Here is a 16,689-nt window from a genome sequence, read left to right as displayed (position 1 = left end):
GTCTCATCTATGAAGCATTCCCCGACTCCTGGACTCGCGGTATTTCGTAACTCAGGAAATCGTAAGCCATTTTCGTATTGGGAAAAATGGCCTGGGCTTCTTTGAGCAAATCATCTAGGACGATCGCATTTCCCGGAGCATAACGCGGGCTAAAATGCGTCATAATTAATTGTTTTGCCCCAGCGAGCAAAGCAACTTGAGCCGCCATTGTTGAGGTTGAATGCAGGCGATCGAAGGCCATTTGAGCATCTTGATGGGCAAAAGTCGCTTCGTGCACCAACAAATCGGCATCCTTCGCCAATTCCACCGCCCCATCACAAAAAACTGTGTCTGTACAATAAACAAACTTCCGCCCAATTTGATCGGGGCCGCAAAAATCGCTACCTTGAAACTGTCGCCCGTCCGATAATTTTACCGTTTTTCCTTGTTTTAATTGCCCGTAAATTGGCCCGGAAGGAATACCCACAGCCTTCGCTTTTTCTACATCAAAATGTCCGGGACGATTTTTCTCAGTTACTCGATAACCAAAAGCAGTAACTCGATGCTTTAAAGGAGCGCAACTAACAATATATTCGTCATCTTCATAGATAACTCCCGGCTGACTTTTGTGGATCTTTACCGGGTAAGAAAAATGAGTTTGAGAATAGCGCACGCCAGCTTGCAAATATTCTTCTAGTCCCGGAGGCCCGTAAATATCGATGCGCTTGACATTCCCCGCCAAACCGCAGCTAGCCAGCAAACCCATTAAGCCGAAAATGTGGTCGCCGTGCAGGTGAGTGATGAAAATACGGCTCAGTTGGCTGACTTTGAGCTCGCTTCGCAGAAACTGATGCTGAGTTCCTTCGCCGCAGTCAAATAGCCAGAGTTCCGCTCGCTGAGGCAAACGCAGGGCGATGCTGGAAACGTTGCGCGATCGCGTCGGCACGCCGGAGCTAGTTCCGAGAAATGTAATCTGCAAGAGTCAAATCACCTCAATTAAATCTTAAAAAATATGTTACATATATCCAGAGTGCGACAAATCCGACCTATAGGAAATAGTCGCAGGCAGGAACCGGGATAAATCGCTGTTGCTGCGAGCATCGAGTCGTTCCAATCTTTTTTGACAGGCGCACAAAGTGCCAAACCCAATTCTAACGTTTTCTTTCTGCCGTTCTCCTTCCTTTTCCCCAACCAAACCTTCCCCTTAAAAATTCTCAAACTCGTACAGCACAGGAGGAACTTTTTTAAATGCAGCCAGGAGTGTTATTTGCTTCGCTTCTTTCAAGATTAACAAAACGCTACTTTTGGATTTCTCTGTTGTTTTGGCTGGTAATGGTAGCCCCAGCACAGGCGGCGCTGATCTTGCGAGTGGCGGTACAAGACGGCGCAAGTCAGATCAAAGTCGGCAGTTCTACTAAGGCTGCAATCCGCGACGGTAGCGGGCGCAATTTGGGCGAACTGTCTGCCAACAGTTCTGGATCGGCTCAATTTCGATCGGGCAAAGTGGCGATCGGGCGCTGGGCCGCCAATCAAATTTGGATCGAGCCGACCGGGAACGGGTATGTTTGGATTGGCGATCGGTGGTATCGCGGACGCACCCTTGTAATTCCCGAAAAAGGAGGCCTGACAGCAGTCAACTACGTCGATATCGAACAGTATCTCTACAGCGTTCTCGGTGCCGAAATGAGCGGCAATTGGCCTCTGGAGGCCTTAAAAGCCCAAGCAGTCGCCGCCCGTTCCTACGCAATCCACGAGCGCCTCAAAAGCGAAACCGACCTTTACGATGTGGACGACACTCAGTCTTCGCAGGTTTACAAAGGACTGCAAACAGAATCTTCGGGTACTTATAGCGCAGTCGATGCCACCGCAGGTCAAGTTCTCACCTACAACGGTCAGATTATTTTAGCTGTTTTCCACTCAGCATCTGGCGGACATACCGAAAATGTTGAGGATGTTTGGACGGAACCCCTGCCTTACCTGCGCGGTGTTCCTGACTTCGACCAAGGTGCGCCGGTTTATCAGTGGAAAGAAAATTTCTCCCGCGCTCAAATCAGCAGCAAGATTTCCGGCGTCGGTAACGTAATCTCGATGAAGCCAGAACGCACTACCGCTTACGGCAGCGTTTTGAGGATGAAAGTTGTGGGAGATGGCGGTTCTAGAGTGATGACTGGGGCAGATTTGCGTCGGGTTCTGAGTTTGAGGAGCACGCGGTTTACGGTGATTCCTCAGTATGCAGGCGGGAGCGCCAAGAACAGCGGTCAAGCTCCTACGAGTTTTCAAGTTGCTGGCAAAGGTTTCGGTCACGGTGTTGGCATGAGCCAGTGGGGAGCTTACAATTTGGCCAGGCAGGGATACGGCTACCAGCAGATTTTGTTGCACTATTACCGGGGCGCTGCTTTGGCTAGAATTGCTGTTCAGTAACCGCTCGGAAGCAGGGAGAGTGGGAGGGGAGAATCTGTGTTTTGCAACGCCGCATTTTTTTTACTGGTTGTGGTTCCCAAGCTCTTTTCACTGGTTCCCAGGCAGAGCCTGGGAACCCATGTAAGCGATGCTCTGCCTCGTCGTCGGCTGCGAAGATGGAGGCAGAGCCTCCGGATCTGCATTACCAGGCAGAGCCTGGTAACGAGTAAATGACTAATGACTAATGACCAATGACTAATGACCAATGACTAATGACCAATGACTAATGACCAATGACCAATGACTAATGACTAATGACTAACTACATTAAGGATAACTATGCAAAAGTGGGAATATTTTTTTGTGGATGCAAATATGTATCCTTTTGGCAATAAGCTGATTAGTTTATATGTAAATGGTGAGGAATTGCGAGATTGGAAACAAGGATCGCTGCATCTATTTATCAATCAGTTGGGGGAGGAGGGTTGGGAACTTGTGGCTATGCGCCATGACTCGAAATACGACCAAAATTGTTTGATTTTTAAACGTCCTAAAATTGTCAAAAAAGCTAGGAGTACGAAGCAGTCTTTGGCACAGCCAACTTGACCTAGCTCAATCTAATATTCATCGGATTTTAGATGTTGACTCAAAATTATTAATTGATTTCAAATCGTCAAATAGAAAATCTAAACTCCATCGATTCGCCGCTGCCATTCGGCATCTATTTTTGCTGACTGTTCTAGTTCTTGTTGGGTTAAATCGGTTTCTGTTGTATAAGCTAAATCTTCTCCAGTCAGTAGATTTTCTGCTGCAAATTCCTGGGCGTAGCTTAATTTTTGCTGCAAGTTGGCATCTGGTTGGTTTAATAACATGGCTCGCTGCTGCCGCTCTTGATTCCGGGTTTCTATCCTGCTATTTTTCCACTGAGTCCAGAAGTACCGAATTAAGGGAATTGTCAAAAATCCGACGCCGTAAATCAGCAGTAGTGGATAAATACCGCTGACGAAACCGATAAATCCACTGGCGATTGCACTTTTAGTTAATAAATTCCCCAAAACTAACGCACCGACAAGATTCACGGCTCCCAACCCCGCCGCGAGCATGACTTGGCCGGAGCTGGCGTGGCTGAAACGCCACAGCATTTCTCGCAAATAAGCTCCTACTGGTTGAGGATTTTTTTGAACTGCTGTGGTTTGCAATTGCGGAAAATGGTAGACTATTTGTCCTTCGGGACTGACTTCGGGGCGGCCGTCAAAACGCGCGAGAGTCGGTAGCATATATTCTTCGTATTCTCTCGCGTATCCTTGTCCGAGATTGTCGAGATAGGGCGCTATTTGTTCGGCGACTACGGCACCTCGGTTGTTGCGAATCGCGGCGGCAATATCGCTCCACTTGCGCTCTTCTAAATTGTAATTTGGATTGCCATCTCCAAATAGAAAGGAGAAAACTGCTTCCAGAAAACTCATCTGGGGTTTTTGGCCGCTTAAGCGCGATTGCTGCTGGTAGTAAGGTTCGTTATGGTTCCAGTAAAATATCCAGGGTAACTCGTTCCAGAAGTAGGGAAAAAAGAAAAATCCGCCGCCTCTGTTACTGTCGCTTCCGCCTCCGCCTCCGCCTCCGCCGTTATTGTCGCTGTTCATGCTGGAGAGTAACATCGTGATGGCTGCAAAAATTAAGAGGATGGAAGCTACCAGCACTATGCCAAAAGATACTCGAATCAGGTAAAATAGAATTTTCCAGATTTTTTGCCACCATTCCTGCAACTGCAAGCGAAAGAATTTGTTTCGCAAAATATCTCGAAAGTTGTTGGGAAATAGGTAGGCAATGTCGCCGGATTCTGCTACTTGCAGGTGGCCACCTGCTTCGGAGGCGAGGGTTAACAGTTCTCGCTGGGCAAAATTAACGTCTAATCCAGCTTTTGCCGCCACGTCTCCAACCGTAACGCGGTAGCCAAGTTGCTCGACGGCTTGCATAATGGTGGGATTCGGAGCCATAGGTTTCTCTCTGTGAAAATTACCCGGTTGTTTATATTATATATTGTGGGAATTCAAACTGGTTTTGAGTCGCTGGTTTATGAATTTTTTTGATGATGCTCTTGACTTTGGGGCGAAATGTTGCTAGGTTTTTGCCCGATCGCCCGTAGAGTGCGGTCAATAGGTTAAAGAAATGTGGTTTTTTTTGTCAAGACTGGCAAGAGTTATCTAAAATGGATGGGATTTGCACTCTTTTGCACCTCGCAAGCGCGTGTTTTCAGGTTTGCAGTTGTGTCTCACCAGCGTTTCCAAGCGTCGGCGGCCGGACTGAACCGAAACAGTCGCAAAACTCTTAATAGGAAAACTTTACAGGCTAATATTTTTGATTGGCCGTTAACCAAAGAATCGAATTATGCCCAGAACTCAACGCAACGATAACTTTATTGACAAAAGTTTCACGGTAATGGCCGATATTATCTTGAAGATTATGCCGGCGAAAAAGCAGGCGAAGGAAGCTTTTGCTTACTATCGAGATGGTATGTCGGCTCAAGCTGATGGCGAATATGCTGAAGCGCTGGACAATTATCATGAAGCGCTGAAGCTGGAAGAAGATCCTTACGATCGCAGTTACGTGTTGTACAATATGGGCCTGATCCATACTAGCAACGGCGAACACGAGCAAGCTTTGGAGTATTACAGCGAAGCGCTGGAACTGAATCCGAGAATGCCGCAGGCGCTGAATAACATTGCTGTGATTTACCACTATCAAGGGGAAAAGGAAAAGGAATCTGGCAATGTGGAAGCGGCGGAAGGGTTGTTTGATAAAGCTGCAGATTATTGGAAAGAGGCTATTCGCTTAGCGCCGAACAATTACATTGAGGTGCAAAATTGGCTGAAGACGACAGGCCGATCGCAAATTGATGTGTATTTTTAACTATGATTGGGAATGGGGAATTGGGAATTGGGCATAGTTAGTAGTTAGTAGTTATTGGTTAGTAGTTATTGGTTAGTAGTTATTGGTTAGTAGTTATTGGTTATTGGTTAGTAGCTTCTCTAATAACAAGCAACAAACAACAAATAACAAACAACAAATAACAAATAACAAATAACAAATAACAAACAACAAACAACAAATAACCAATTCCCAATTCCCAATTCCCAATTCCCAATTCCCAATTCCCAATTCCCAATATATTATGATTGACAGAGAAGAAGTTCGGAAAGTAGCGAATTTAGCCCGATTGGAATTAACGCCGGCAGAAGAAGAACAGTTTACCGTTCAACTGAACGGTATTTTGGATTATTTTGAGCAGTTGAAAGAACTGGATACGAGTAAGGTAAAACCTACAACACGGGCGATCGATGTTAGCAATATTATGCGATCGGACGATTTGCAACCTTTTGCTAACGGAGAGAGTATTTTGGAGGGAGCTCCCGATCGCGATGGGGAGTTTTTTAAAGTTCCTAAGATTATGTAGGATTCCCGCTACGCACCTAACTGACGAAAATCTCTGGAGGGGTGGGCTACCAATACCTACCCCACCAGACCAAACTAACTGTGGAATATGCTGTAAGCAAGGGCGGGAAAAGCCACCCCACTAACCGATTAAACGGATAAAAACCCAACACAATCTCACTCGTAGCGATCGATATTTAAAGTTTTTTTTGGGTTGAAAAATAGTCATGTACGTATTAATTGGTGGAGCTGGAATGATGGGGCTGGGTTTAGCCCAGCATTTATTAAAACTCGGTCATACGGTGGCCATCATCGATGCAGACCCGCTGGCGTGTCGCTTTGCTCGTGAAAAAATCGGAGTGATGGCATTTGAAGGCAGTGCTGTGAGCATGACGGTTCTTCTGGAAGCCGGAATTAGAAAAGCAAACGCAGTCGTTACAGCACTCAGCGACGATGCACTGAATTTAGCGCTGATCGCCCTATCTAGAAGCTATGGTATTTCCCATATTGTGGTGCGAATGCGCGATCGCGAATTCCTGGAAGCCTATCGCCTTACCGGAGCCAGTCACATCATCAGCACTGTTGATTTGGCAGTTGCATCAATGGCGAATGCGATTGAATACCCTCAAATTGAGTCGATGATGCACTTTGAACAGGGGCAAATCGAGGTGCTAAAGCTGCCCGTTCCAGGTGATTGCAATGTGGCAGGGCGCACTGTTGCTCAAATTGCTCTAGACTCTGGTTTTCCCACAGGTTCGCTGATTATTGGTTATCAGTGCCATGCCTGCGCCAATCTGGAGATTCCGAACGGCAATACTGTTCTTGAAGCAGGTTCTACCATCCTCGTAGTTACTCGTCCAGAGCTAGTTCACTCCATGATTGATTACCTCGGCATTCGCGCTAGTCATCTTCCAGCGTTAGGAGTTTCTCATCCAAATCTTTGATGTAAGGCTCAACCAGATCCTCTGGGACAATTCGCTTGCGGAGCGCATCGCTAACGGCTCCTTTTTCTGCTAGAAGCAATCGCCGTCGAATCCTGTCTAGCCCGCTGCGATCGCCCTGTACTTGCCCTGCTTGATGTTGATTGTAAAGATCCCGTAGCACTCGCTCAGACTGTGCTACTCGTGCTTGATAGGAGGCCCGTAATTCCTCGTAAACGGCCTTCGGCAATACGCCTGATTTCAGCAAATTATCTAGCTCATCTTGAGCCGCTTTGCAGGCAATCAACTGAACCTGTAAGTGCCCAGCTTCCTGCAATACATCAGAAACACGACTGATTTTTAGCCGTTTTACCAGCCAGGGTAAACTCAATCCCTGTCCGACGAGGGAGAATAAAACTGCACCGAAAACCAGCGCAATGATGTTATCCCGTCCTGTCAGTGCCAGAGGAATACTAAGCGCCAGTGCCATTGAGAGTGAGCCTTTGATGTTTCCCAAAAACAGAACGTGCTGCCAGCGCAGGGGAATCGGACGATCGAACCATCGCAGCCCCCCTAACAACAGATATACCGAGAGAATCCGTGCCAGTTGATAGGCGAAAATGACGAACAGGATGGATGGCAAAATTCTCCACAGCGTGAGCGGGTTAATCTCAATGCCGATGAGCAGAAAAATAAATGTATTGACCCCAAAACTAGCGTACTCCCAGAAGCTGAGTAATGTAATTCGATCGGAGGCTGATGTACTGCGAGAAAGCCCTAAATTGCCAAAAATGAGTCCGGCGATAACCACGGCCACCGCACCCGACACCCCCAAAAATTGCCCAATTTGGAATGTTCCTAACGCCAGGGCAACGGTCAGTAAGAGACTGCTCAACGGGTCATTTAATCGAACAAATATCGGCAGAATCAAGTAACCTAAGATGACACCCACGAGTCCCCCACCCAAGGCAACCACTAGCAGTTCCTTAAGTCCTCCTACGACGGTAAGAGAACCTGTAGCATAAACGACTAGAATCAAATTGAATGAAACCAGGGCAGCCGCATCATTGAACAGGGTTTCTCCTTCCACGATGGTGGACAGCCGGGAAGGCACGCGGATATCTTTAAAGACTGCGATCATTGAGACTGTATCAGTATTTGCCAGAATGACTCCGATCAGCAATGCCGGAATCCAGTCTAGCCCTAGCCCAAATTTAACCAAAACAGCAATAATGCCTGATGAAACGATCGAGCCTGGACCCGCCAGCAGGGCGATCGGCTTAAAGGTGCTGCGGAGACGGCTGATATCTGTATTGATCGCTGCTTCAAAAATCAGAATTGGTAGGAAAAGATTTAATACTAAAGATGGGTCTAAACCAATTCGACGCGACAGTACCTCGGTAATGGGCAAGCCTGCTAAAACTAAGCCCGTGACATAGGGAATTCGCAACCGTTGGGTTGCGAGTGCCACAACAGTTGCTATCAGCAGCAGAACGATCGAGATGATGACCAATTCGGGAATGGCTCCTGCCGCTTGGCTATTTGTAGCAGGATTGCTGCCCAAGGAAGGTTGTTGCCCTACAATCGAGTCGATCGCCGATACTCCTGTCATAAACTCGTTTTCCTCAAAGCAATTGATAGATTAACTGTGGTTTTAGTCTACAGGAGACTGTTCACTCTACTGTAGACGTAACTGCAATGTACGTGGTGTATTTGGATGAATGGCGATGAAGCTGAAACAGGCTTTCTGGGTTGGTTGGGCGATCGGATCGTTTTTAGAGTGCAATTTTTTTGGTAGATCTGGATGATTTACAAACCCTTACAGGATGCTAATTCCTCTTAATTGTACTGGTTTTTAATATTTTTTTTAACAGTCTCTTCTGAAGTGTTGCCGACCCGATCGCGCTTGCCGCTCTCGGCGGGTAATGGAAGTTGTCGATCCGTATGTCAGGAGTAGGAGAGCGAACGCCCAAAGGGGAACATCTCATATTTGTAAAAACACTTCTTCTCCCTTATTCCTTCTCCCTTATTCCTTCTGCCTGCTGCCTTAAAACTTAGATTTCTAGCTTGGCTCCAAAAGTGAGATGCTCTCGCTGAAAGCCCACAGTCATCGACCGTCCAATTTTTGAGTGGGTTTTGGACGTTCTGATTCGCGGGACTAAATTCCTCGAAGGTCATCGTCCTTTCTTACCTTGAATTTACGTAGCATCACAGACACGCCACGTCAGAATCTCCCAACGTTTAAGGACAGGTTCAGCAATCACGATCTCATTTTCTCTTGCCTCCATGACGATCCAATAATCTCCCTGGTTAAATCTGTCATTGTAAATTCTTGCTTGTTCTTCTGGCACCAACCATCCTTGAAGTGCGCCATATAGAGCACCAGAAGTTGCAGCAATCCCACTTCCAAAGAAAGTTGCTAAAATGCTTTCCACCGCTAAGGCCTGACCAATACCGGGAATTAGCAGGCTGCTGAGTCCAACAATCAAGGCTAGTGAACCTAGTCGTAAGCTGTTGTGCAAATAAACATTGTATATTTTGATGACAATCAAAAATCGTCAAATTCTCTCCCCCTCTCCCCTGATCCCCATCGGACCCTCAATCGCCATACACAATCTATATGAGCAACAGCTTATGCTACCTACGATCGCGCCTACTTGTGCACCTGCTGCTCTTGTGATTAAAATTTGCTGCACTCCCAGAGAGTCCAAACCATCATTGTCAGAAGGTTTAGCAATCACTGAAATCTTGTGCATGGGGAAGCCCCTGCTTTTTAGCTCAACTAGCGCCTGCTCTGCGTTTCGATGATTAGTAAATAGGCCACTAGCACGTTTGAGGTTTTGGTAATTCATGAGAAATATTCAATATTCAACGCTACAAAATTGGTAAATAGTGTGTAAAATTGCTGGCAATAGCCGCATCACAAAAACCACTTAGTTCAGAGGTGCAAAACGCTTTAGCAAAGCTGACAAAGCAATCATTGGCAGTCCGAATCCGATACAAATTAAGCCTTGGATTGGGTTCACAGCTTCAGTGTTGAATAACTGATTCATAATGCCCCATTGGCTAAACAGGAATTGGAGAATGAAAATAGCCGCAATGCCGACCGCTACCGCGTAGCCAACTGATTCATCTTTACCGCGCAGTTTGGCAACGATCGCCGGAACTAAGCGACAAAAACGGGAGCCTCTTGGGTTTGATTTAGTCCCATTTGGTGCGCGATCGCTGCTGCTGTTTTGGCACGATCGCCGGTCATCATCTTCACCTGAATTCCCGCAGATCGACAGGCTTGAATCGCTTGAATGGCTTCGGGGCGAGGCGGGTCGATCGTGCCTTGCAGACCCAAAAAAGTTAATCCTTGCTCAATATCAGAATACTCAATAGAAGATTGAGAAGCGGGTACAACTTTCTTTGCAAGTGCCAGAACTCGCAGCCCTTTTTTTGTCATTCTGTCCGCTGCTTGCTCGATCGGCACGGGGTTGAGGGATCTCGCCTCTCCCTCTTCATCGAGCATCTGGCGGCACCGCTTGAGAATTGCCTCGATCGAACCCTTGACATAAATCAACCGTTCTGGGCGATCGTCATGTAAGGTTGCCATGTATTGAAACTGAGATTCAAACGGCAGTGTATCGAGCCGGGAAAGCGCTTCCTCCAGTTTCTCAGTAATTAACCCCGCTTTTTGGGCTACCGCAACCAGCGCCCCTTCCGTTCGACTGCCGATCGCAGTCCAGTTCCCGTCTTGCACGTCTAGGTAAGAATCGTTGCACAACAATCCTGCTTGCAAGCATTCATATAAAGCAGGTGCGATCGCCAGGTCAACGGAGTGTCCATTTACACAAATTTCCCCGTCTGGTACGTATCCTCCACCGCTAACCGGATAACGCCTTCCTCCTGCATCGATCTCTTGAACCGTCATTTGATTCTCAGTCAAGGTTCCGGTTTTGTCGGAACAAATCACAGTGGCGCTACCGAGCGTCTCAATTGCCGGAAGTTTGCGAATAATGGCGTGTTGCTTTGCCATCCGGGAAACCCCGATCGCCAGTGTCACCGTTAAAATCGCGGGTAAGCCTTCAGGAATTGCGCTGACGGCAAGCGCCACAGATGCCTTGAACACCTCAACCCAAGAAAATCTCTGGGCAATGCCTGCTGCAAAGGTGAAGGCAGCTAAGCCTAAAATGACATAGAGCAAGGTTGTGCTAAATTTGTCAATTTTGCGACTCAGTGGGGTTTCCAGTGTGGTACATTGCTGCATGAGTTGGGAAATGTGTCCGGTCTCGGTCATCTCGCCAATGTTGACGACGAGTCCGCGTCCCTGTCCAAACGTTACCAGGCTTCCGGTATAGGCCATGTTCGTGCGATCGGCCAGTGCAGCGTCTGCCTCTAGCGCCTGGGATTGCTTCTGGACCGGGACAGATTCTCCCGTTAACGCTGACTCATCCACCTGTAAGTCACGGACTTCGATCGGCCGCAGATTCGCAGACACTTTATCCCCAGAAGACAGCAAGACGAGATCGCCAGGAACCAGTTCGCTGGATGAAACCACTTGTTTTTGACCGTGGCGGAGAATGGTTGCCTCAGTTGCAACAGATTTTGCTAAAGCGGCGATCGCATTCTCTGCCTTTGACTCTTGAACGAAACCAATGGTGGCCTTCGTCAGAGCAACCCCCAAAATTACCCCTGAATCAATCCACTCTTTCAGAAATGCTGTTACTATGCCAGAGGGTAACAAAATGTAGATTAGCGGCTGATTCAGTTGCTGAAAAAATCGCAGCCAAGCACTTTGCTGCTTCTGAGCCGTTAGTTGATTGGGGGCGAGCTCCTCGGCCCGCTCTGCTGCCACATCGGAAGATAGGCCTATTTCCAGGTCACTCTCTAAAAGCCGAGCCACTTTCTCGACAGAGAGGTGATGCCAAGAGTGTTCTACTAATTTTTCTACATTGGTTGCAGTCATAACGTTTCTTGTCAAGCCAAGTGCTTGTCTGTTGTTTCGTCTTGTTTCTAGCGTCATTGATGAATGTGAGCAAAAAGTGATGGACTGATTTCTGTTGCTCACATTGGGATCGCATTTGCTCCCTATACTTAGGCAGAGAACCGATTGAGATAGCTTATGGACTTGCCAACTTTAGTTTACTGGATTTGATTTATTACGGTCTTTAATCGGGTTGTAAAAAGCATTACTTTTGATGGATGAACTATCGTACATTCACTTGTTAAGTTGAGATAATGAAAAACTTCATGCTGAGGTTTATCGGCAAAATTGCGTTTCACAATAAACAAAACAGACAAAGAGTATGCAATTATTAAAGCTATTTGCAAAAGGAATCAGCGTCAGCACTGTTGCAATTTTGGGTTTAGGTGCTTGCACCCCCCCCAATACTTCACAGACAACTGTTCCATCTACTTCTGCTCCCGCAACTACCACTGGAAATACGACTGTTCCAACCCCTGCTGCGCCTGCAACCACGACCGCACAGACGGCTCAAAATCAAGACATTGACGATATTGCCGATCGCGTAGAAGATGCCTTAGACTCGGATAGCACTCTCAAGCCCTTCGATTTGGACGCAGACGATCGGGATAATTCGATTGTCTTAACAGGGCGCGTTCAAACGGCAGAACAAAAAGCATTGGCAGAACAAATTGCTCGGCAAATTGCACCGAATATTTCCATCAATAACCAAATCGTCGTTCAGTAGTTCTCAATCCTCAAGCGGTAAGAGTATTTGGCGCTTCTTGCCACTTGAGGATTTGCTCGATCGCAGTGAGGAAACCTATGGATTTGCCAACCTTATTTGACTGGATGCGATCGCAATATTGAAACAACAAACTTATTCAACGATTTCGTAACGGACTAACTGGCGAACCTTTTGACGTGATAATTGGAGCTCGGGCGCGATCGCTACCTCTATCTGGGTTGCGTCAGTCATTGGGAATGCTAATTCCCATCGCTTCAAAATAGGTTCTGCTGTTTCCACCCCAACCTGGGTTCTTCCTTGTTTTCGGTTAATCACCGCGTCGAGCGGCAATATATTGACAGACACCGTTGCTTTAAGCTGGGTATCTGCCTGAAGTTTATTCTTTGCGAGCAGGGGTTGTTGTAATTCTTGAGCCATTAAGAAACTGGAACCAACCCAAAACGCGATCGCCACCAACGGCAATGGCAACAAAAACTCTGCGCCTGATGCTTTTAGCCAACGTCTAATCATTAACTATTCTTTCCCATCCGTTCTGAGGCTCCTACTATCTTTTTGCACTTTAATACAGCTTGCTTTCTCATAAAATCTAGCTTAAAGAAGATGCGCGAATCGCCTCAAACTCTAATGCTGAAAACTGCAAGCTGTGAAGGAAGCAAGCCGCTTGTACAATCTCAGAACCTCAAACTAACCTACGAGCCCTCTGAGCAACGGATCGAATTATGGGCTGACCCTGATTTGCTGTGGCAGGTAGTCGAAAACTTGCTCAACAACGCTTGTAAATACACGCCTGCTGGCGGAATGGTACAATTACGCTTAATTTCCCATCCAGGCTGGGCAATCATTCAGGTACTCGACACGGGCATCGGCATTCCAGAAGCGGACTTACCCTATATTTTCGATCGCTTCTATCGAGTGGACACTGAGCGATCGCTCGATAGTGGTGGATTTGGACTAGGGTTAGCGATCGTCCAACAGATTGTCGAGGCCCACGGTGGAAAAATTCATGTGACGAGTGAAGTGGGCAAAAGCTCAACGTTTCAGATTGAACTGCGGCTCAAATCTTATCGCTAAGCCGCCTCAAACGAGAGAGAAGGTTCACTCTGTTGTAGGCGTAACTGTAACAAATATGGTGTATTTGGATGAATGCCGATGAAGCTGAAACAGCATTTCTGGGTTGGTTGGGCGATCGCAGCGATCGTCATTACCTCTTGTTCAGAGCAAACTACCTCACAAAGGCAACAACCTGATACAAAACGTGAAACCTCATTGAGATCGGTCACGTTAGATCAAACAAAAGTTGTGATGGGACAAACCGTATATGTCCCTATTTACTCGCATATTTATCACTACAATAGCCCGGATAATGTGATGAATTTGTCAGCCACCCTCAGTATCCGCAATACGGATCTGACAAATTCGATTATTATTACTTCCGTGCGTTACTACGATACCGATGGGAAATTGATTAGGCAGGACATTAAGAGTCCAGTAGAACTAAAGCCACTTGCTTCCACAGACTTTTTCATTGCAGTAGATGATACAATTGGAGGCTCAGGTGCAAACTTTATTGTGGAGTGGGTTGCAGAAAAAACGGTTTATGAGCCTGTCATTGAAGCTGTCATGATTAGTACCTCCTTTTCTCAGGGCATTTCATTTGTCAGTCCCGCTAAAGTTCTCAAGCAACACAGGATGAAGAAATGATTTTAGGAGATTAGCTTACTGCTCTAGAAGGTAGTTTGCGACCAGTCTAGAAGCTATTGACGAACTGCTGTCAAAATATTGAATTTGGCAACTAAAACGTCCAGATGTTCCGATATTTATCGTCGAGTTGGTGCTCCTGTGCGACTACACTACACAGGAGAGGTTGTGACCAGGGCTTTAGTCACGACCAAATTTATTGCTACTTTATTGCTAAATTCTCACTCCAAAAGATGCGGCTAATTCCCGTTCTGGCTGCATACCAACTGTCGGCGGCATCGAACGATTTGCTATCTGTTCAATCAATTGTAATTGCTGCGGCAGCATTTTAGCTAAACTGTAGCGTTCTAGGGCGGTTTGACGGGCCATGACGCGAATTTCTGCCATGCGGGTAGGATGGTCTAAAACTTCGTCAATGCGATCGGCTACTTGTTTCGGCGAGAAGTAATCGACGATTAAACCGTTCTCTCCATCGCGGATAACTTCTCTCACTGGCCCGGTGTCGGAACCGATTACTAAACATCCTGTCGATAAAGATTCAATCATCGACCAAGATAGCACGAAAGGTCTGGTTAAATAAACGTGTACGTCGGATGCTTGAATTACTTTTAAATACAGTCCGTAGGGTAGCGGTCCGACAAAGTGCACTCGCGACATATCTAGCGGTACTTTTTTGAGCATATGGTCTTTGTAAGACTCGCCATTTGGTAAAGAACGACCGTAACAAACTCTGTCTGAACCAACAATTACAACGTGACAGTTGGGGCGGCGTTCTTGCACGTAGGCGATCGACTCAATGAACTCTGGAAAGCCCCGATAAGGTTCCATTCCCCGCGATACGTAGGTGACAATTTCATCAACGCCGGACAAATCTAAGTTAGGCAAAATTAGTTTAGCACCGGGATCGGGTTTGAAGTAATCGGTATCTACGCCGTCGTGGAGTACGGACAATTTTTGCTGCAATTCTGGGGGAAATTGCGATCGCTGCCAGTATGTAGGCGACAAACCCCAATCGCAAGAGTATAAATCGATCAAAATCGGCGCATTTTTGATTCTAATTCTCGCCATGTCGTCAACTGTTAAAGGTTCCGCCGGGTCGAAATCTGCATCGGAACCGATCGAGTGATAGAACCACTCGAAATAACACAACAGCGGCGTATTTGGAAAAGCTTCTTTGACAAACAGTGTCGGCCCCCAACCGGAATGTCCGCAAATAATATCGGGTACAAAACCCTCTGCTTTGAGTTGTTCTGCCATTCTAAACACGGCTTGTCCGTAGATGACGGCACTTTCTAAAGGGCGCACGTATTGGTGAGTCTGCGGGTTGGGTTCGCGGCTGGGGGTAAATGCTGCTTTGCGAACCCCGGGAATGTTCCATTCGGGACGCTCGTTTTTAGTGCCGAAAACAATTTGATTTTTGGGATCTGCGCCTAAAGCTGTGATTATGTGGCGGTACTGGGCGGGGAAGTTTGGGTGAAGAAATAATGCTTTCATTGAATGTTGACTGTTGACTTGGGCATGGGGCATTGGTGACTGTTGTTAGTTGTTATTGGTTATTTATTAACTGCTACCAATAACTAATAACTAATAACTAATGGCTAATAACTGATGACTGATGACTGATGACTGGCGCTTTGCATATCCAGACGCAATCTCGCGGTACTGAAGATGTGTTTTTCAGGATGATTTCATAGTTTAAATGGTTGAGAAATTTTTCCATAATTGTATCAGTCATTATTGAGAATGCCGTGCCATCTCTGCGTCCCAATAAGTTTTTTTCCCACTCGCTGGCGAATTTTTCCCAGCCCAATTCGGTGAGAATATTGCCGTGGTGAAAGACGCAAAGACGATCGCCCCGCAGCAGTTTGGGAATGCGTGTTAGGTAGTTGAATATGTCTACGGGTTCTACGTGTACCATTGTATCGTAGCAAAAGCAGACATCGGCTGCACTGGGGGTGATGCCGTCTAATGTTAAACCGTCGAGTTTGACGTAGGAAACGCGATCGTCTCCCAAGCGCGATCGGGCGGCTTGCAGCATTTGACTGGAAATGTCGGCACAAATTAGGCGATCGCAATATTTCAGCAGCAGCGAACCTGTTTTTCCGCCACCGATACCAATTTCTAAAACCCGATGTTCTTTTTTGATATACGGCGCTATAAATTGCTGTTCGATCAGCGCTTCGTATTCGGTTAAGGAGTTGGCGGCACCTGCGGCTTTACCTATCCATTCGTCGCCAATATGGGCAAGTTCGGCATTAGTTTTTTGCCACTGTTGGGCGTAACTGTCCCATGCCATTTCATAATCTACTCTTGGGCGATCGGCTGTCATTTTTTCAGAGTTCATTTTTATTCATTTTAGAGTATTGATGGTTTAATTTTAAATATGTTCCTCTTTCTGGTTTTCTGCTGGGACGGTATCTAGTATGGTGCGTCGCTATGAGATTTTAAATTTGATTCGCAGATTGTTCGAGGGCCGCGCACATACGGTATCTAATGACTAATGACTAATGACTAATGACTAATGACTAATGACTAATGACTAATGACTAATGACTAATGACTAATGA

At 46.6% G+C, this 16,689-nt stretch carries 17 protein-coding genes; 8 read left to right on the top strand and 9 right to left on the bottom strand.

The window, feature by feature from the left end; genetic code table 11:
* Positions 1-7 precede the first annotated feature (7 nt).
* The gene (locus QUA97_RS14670) at positions 8-958 is read right to left on the bottom strand and encodes a ribonuclease Z (protein ID WP_194069197.1); all 951 of its coding nucleotides are present in this window, start codon (positions 956-958) and stop codon (positions 8-10) included.
* A gap of 269 nt (positions 959-1,227) precedes the next feature.
* Here QUA97_RS14670 and QUA97_RS14665 point away from each other — a divergent pair, with 269 nt between their 5' ends.
* Both QUA97_RS14665 and QUA97_RS14660 read left to right on the top strand, forming a co-directional pair.
* Positions 1,228-2,400, top strand: a complete 1,173-nt coding sequence (locus tag QUA97_RS14665) for a SpoIID/LytB domain-containing protein (protein WP_194069199.1) — start codon at positions 1,228-1,230, stop codon at positions 2,398-2,400.
* Between the two features lie 318 nt (positions 2,401-2,718).
* Positions 2,719-2,985 carry a hypothetical protein gene (locus QUA97_RS14660; protein ID WP_333195043.1) on the top strand — a complete coding sequence of 89 codons (267 nt, stop codon included), beginning with the start codon at positions 2,719-2,721 and terminating at the stop codon, positions 2,983-2,985.
* Between the two features lie 80 nt (positions 2,986-3,065).
* Here QUA97_RS14660 and QUA97_RS14655 read toward each other — a convergent pair whose 3' ends face one another.
* Positions 3,066-4,373, bottom strand: coding sequence for a hypothetical protein (locus QUA97_RS14655; protein WP_333195042.1), 1,308 nt, complete (start codon positions 4,371-4,373; stop codon positions 3,066-3,068).
* 391 nt (positions 4,374-4,764) lie between these two features.
* On the opposite strand from QUA97_RS14655, the gene QUA97_RS14650 reads away from it, so the two are divergent.
* From QUA97_RS14650 to QUA97_RS14640, 3 genes are all read left to right on the top strand, one after another.
* Positions 4,765-5,286 (top strand): photosystem I assembly protein Ycf3, encoded by a 522-nt coding sequence (locus tag QUA97_RS14650; RefSeq protein WP_194010252.1) that lies wholly within the window; start codon positions 4,765-4,767, stop codon positions 5,284-5,286.
* A 262-nt stretch (positions 5,287-5,548) separates the two neighbouring features.
* The gene (gatC, locus tag QUA97_RS14645) at positions 5,549-5,830 is read left to right on the top strand and encodes an Asp-tRNA(Asn)/Glu-tRNA(Gln) amidotransferase subunit GatC (RefSeq protein ID WP_194069216.1); all 282 of its coding nucleotides are present in this window, start codon (positions 5,549-5,551) and stop codon (positions 5,828-5,830) included.
* 205 nt (positions 5,831-6,035) lie between these two features.
* Complete coding sequence (locus QUA97_RS14640) at positions 6,036-6,752, top strand: potassium channel family protein (protein ID WP_333195038.1); 717 nt, start codon at positions 6,036-6,038, stop codon at positions 6,750-6,752.
* Here the strand turns inward: QUA97_RS14640 and QUA97_RS14635 are convergent.
* The 4 genes from QUA97_RS14635 to QUA97_RS14620 all read right to left on the bottom strand — a co-directional run bounded on the left by QUA97_RS14635 (position 6,709) and on the right by QUA97_RS14620 (position 11,679).
* Entirely contained in the window at positions 6,709-8,340 is a 1,632-nt protein-coding gene (locus QUA97_RS14635) for a cation:proton antiporter (protein ID WP_333195037.1), read from the bottom strand. The two genes, QUA97_RS14640 and QUA97_RS14635, sit on opposite strands and share 44 nt — an antisense overlap.
* Positions 8,341-8,926: 586 nt before the next feature.
* On the bottom strand, positions 8,927-9,280 hold the full coding sequence (locus tag QUA97_RS14630; RefSeq protein WP_333195036.1) for a hypothetical protein: 354 nt from the start codon (positions 9,278-9,280) through the stop codon (positions 8,927-8,929).
* A gap of 381 nt (positions 9,281-9,661) precedes the next feature.
* Positions 9,662-9,874: a cation transporting ATPase C-terminal domain-containing protein gene (locus QUA97_RS28310; protein WP_442922527.1), complete on the bottom strand. Its 213-nt coding sequence runs from the start codon at positions 9,872-9,874 to the stop codon at positions 9,662-9,664.
* A 20-nt stretch (positions 9,875-9,894) separates the two neighbouring features.
* Positions 9,895-11,679: a cation-translocating P-type ATPase gene (locus QUA97_RS14620; RefSeq protein WP_333195035.1), complete on the bottom strand. Its 1,785-nt coding sequence runs from the start codon at positions 11,677-11,679 to the stop codon at positions 9,895-9,897.
* A 340-nt stretch (positions 11,680-12,019) separates the two neighbouring features.
* Here QUA97_RS14620 and QUA97_RS14615 point away from each other — a divergent pair, with 340 nt between their 5' ends.
* Positions 12,020-12,424, top strand: a complete 405-nt coding sequence (locus tag QUA97_RS14615; protein WP_194069224.1) for a BON domain-containing protein — start codon at positions 12,020-12,022, stop codon at positions 12,422-12,424.
* A gap of 132 nt (positions 12,425-12,556) precedes the next feature.
* Here QUA97_RS14615 and QUA97_RS14610 read toward each other — a convergent pair whose 3' ends face one another.
* Positions 12,557-12,934, bottom strand: a complete 378-nt coding sequence (locus QUA97_RS14610) for a hypothetical protein (protein ID WP_194069226.1) — start codon at positions 12,932-12,934, stop codon at positions 12,557-12,559.
* A gap of 90 nt (positions 12,935-13,024) precedes the next feature.
* Between QUA97_RS14610 and QUA97_RS14605 the strand changes: the two genes are divergently transcribed.
* Positions 13,025-13,495, top strand: coding sequence for a sensor histidine kinase (locus QUA97_RS14605; protein WP_228050174.1), 471 nt, complete (start codon positions 13,025-13,027; stop codon positions 13,493-13,495).
* 78 nt (positions 13,496-13,573) lie between these two features.
* Entirely contained in the window at positions 13,574-14,125 is a 552-nt protein-coding gene (locus tag QUA97_RS14600; RefSeq protein ID WP_194069228.1) for a DUF3124 domain-containing protein, read from the top strand.
* Between the two features lie 210 nt (positions 14,126-14,335).
* On the opposite strand, the gene QUA97_RS14595 is transcribed toward QUA97_RS14600, so the two are convergent.
* Together QUA97_RS14595 and QUA97_RS14590 are read right to left on the bottom strand one after the other, a co-directional pair.
* Entirely contained in the window at positions 14,336-15,616 is a 1,281-nt protein-coding gene (locus tag QUA97_RS14595) for a glycosyltransferase family 4 protein (protein WP_194069230.1), read from the bottom strand.
* Between the two features lie 97 nt (positions 15,617-15,713).
* Complete coding sequence (locus tag QUA97_RS14590) at positions 15,714-16,466, bottom strand: class I SAM-dependent methyltransferase (protein ID WP_333195033.1); 753 nt, start codon at positions 16,464-16,466, stop codon at positions 15,714-15,716.
* Positions 16,467-16,689: the final 223 nt, after the last annotated feature.

This window comes from Microcoleus sp. CZ3-B2, assembly GCF_036705055.1.
In the GTDB taxonomy this organism is placed as follows: domain Bacteria; phylum Cyanobacteriota; class Cyanobacteriia; order Cyanobacteriales; family Microcoleaceae; genus Microcoleus.
Note: the sequence above shows the minus strand (reverse complement) of the source record. Positions and strands in the feature narration are given on the sequence as shown.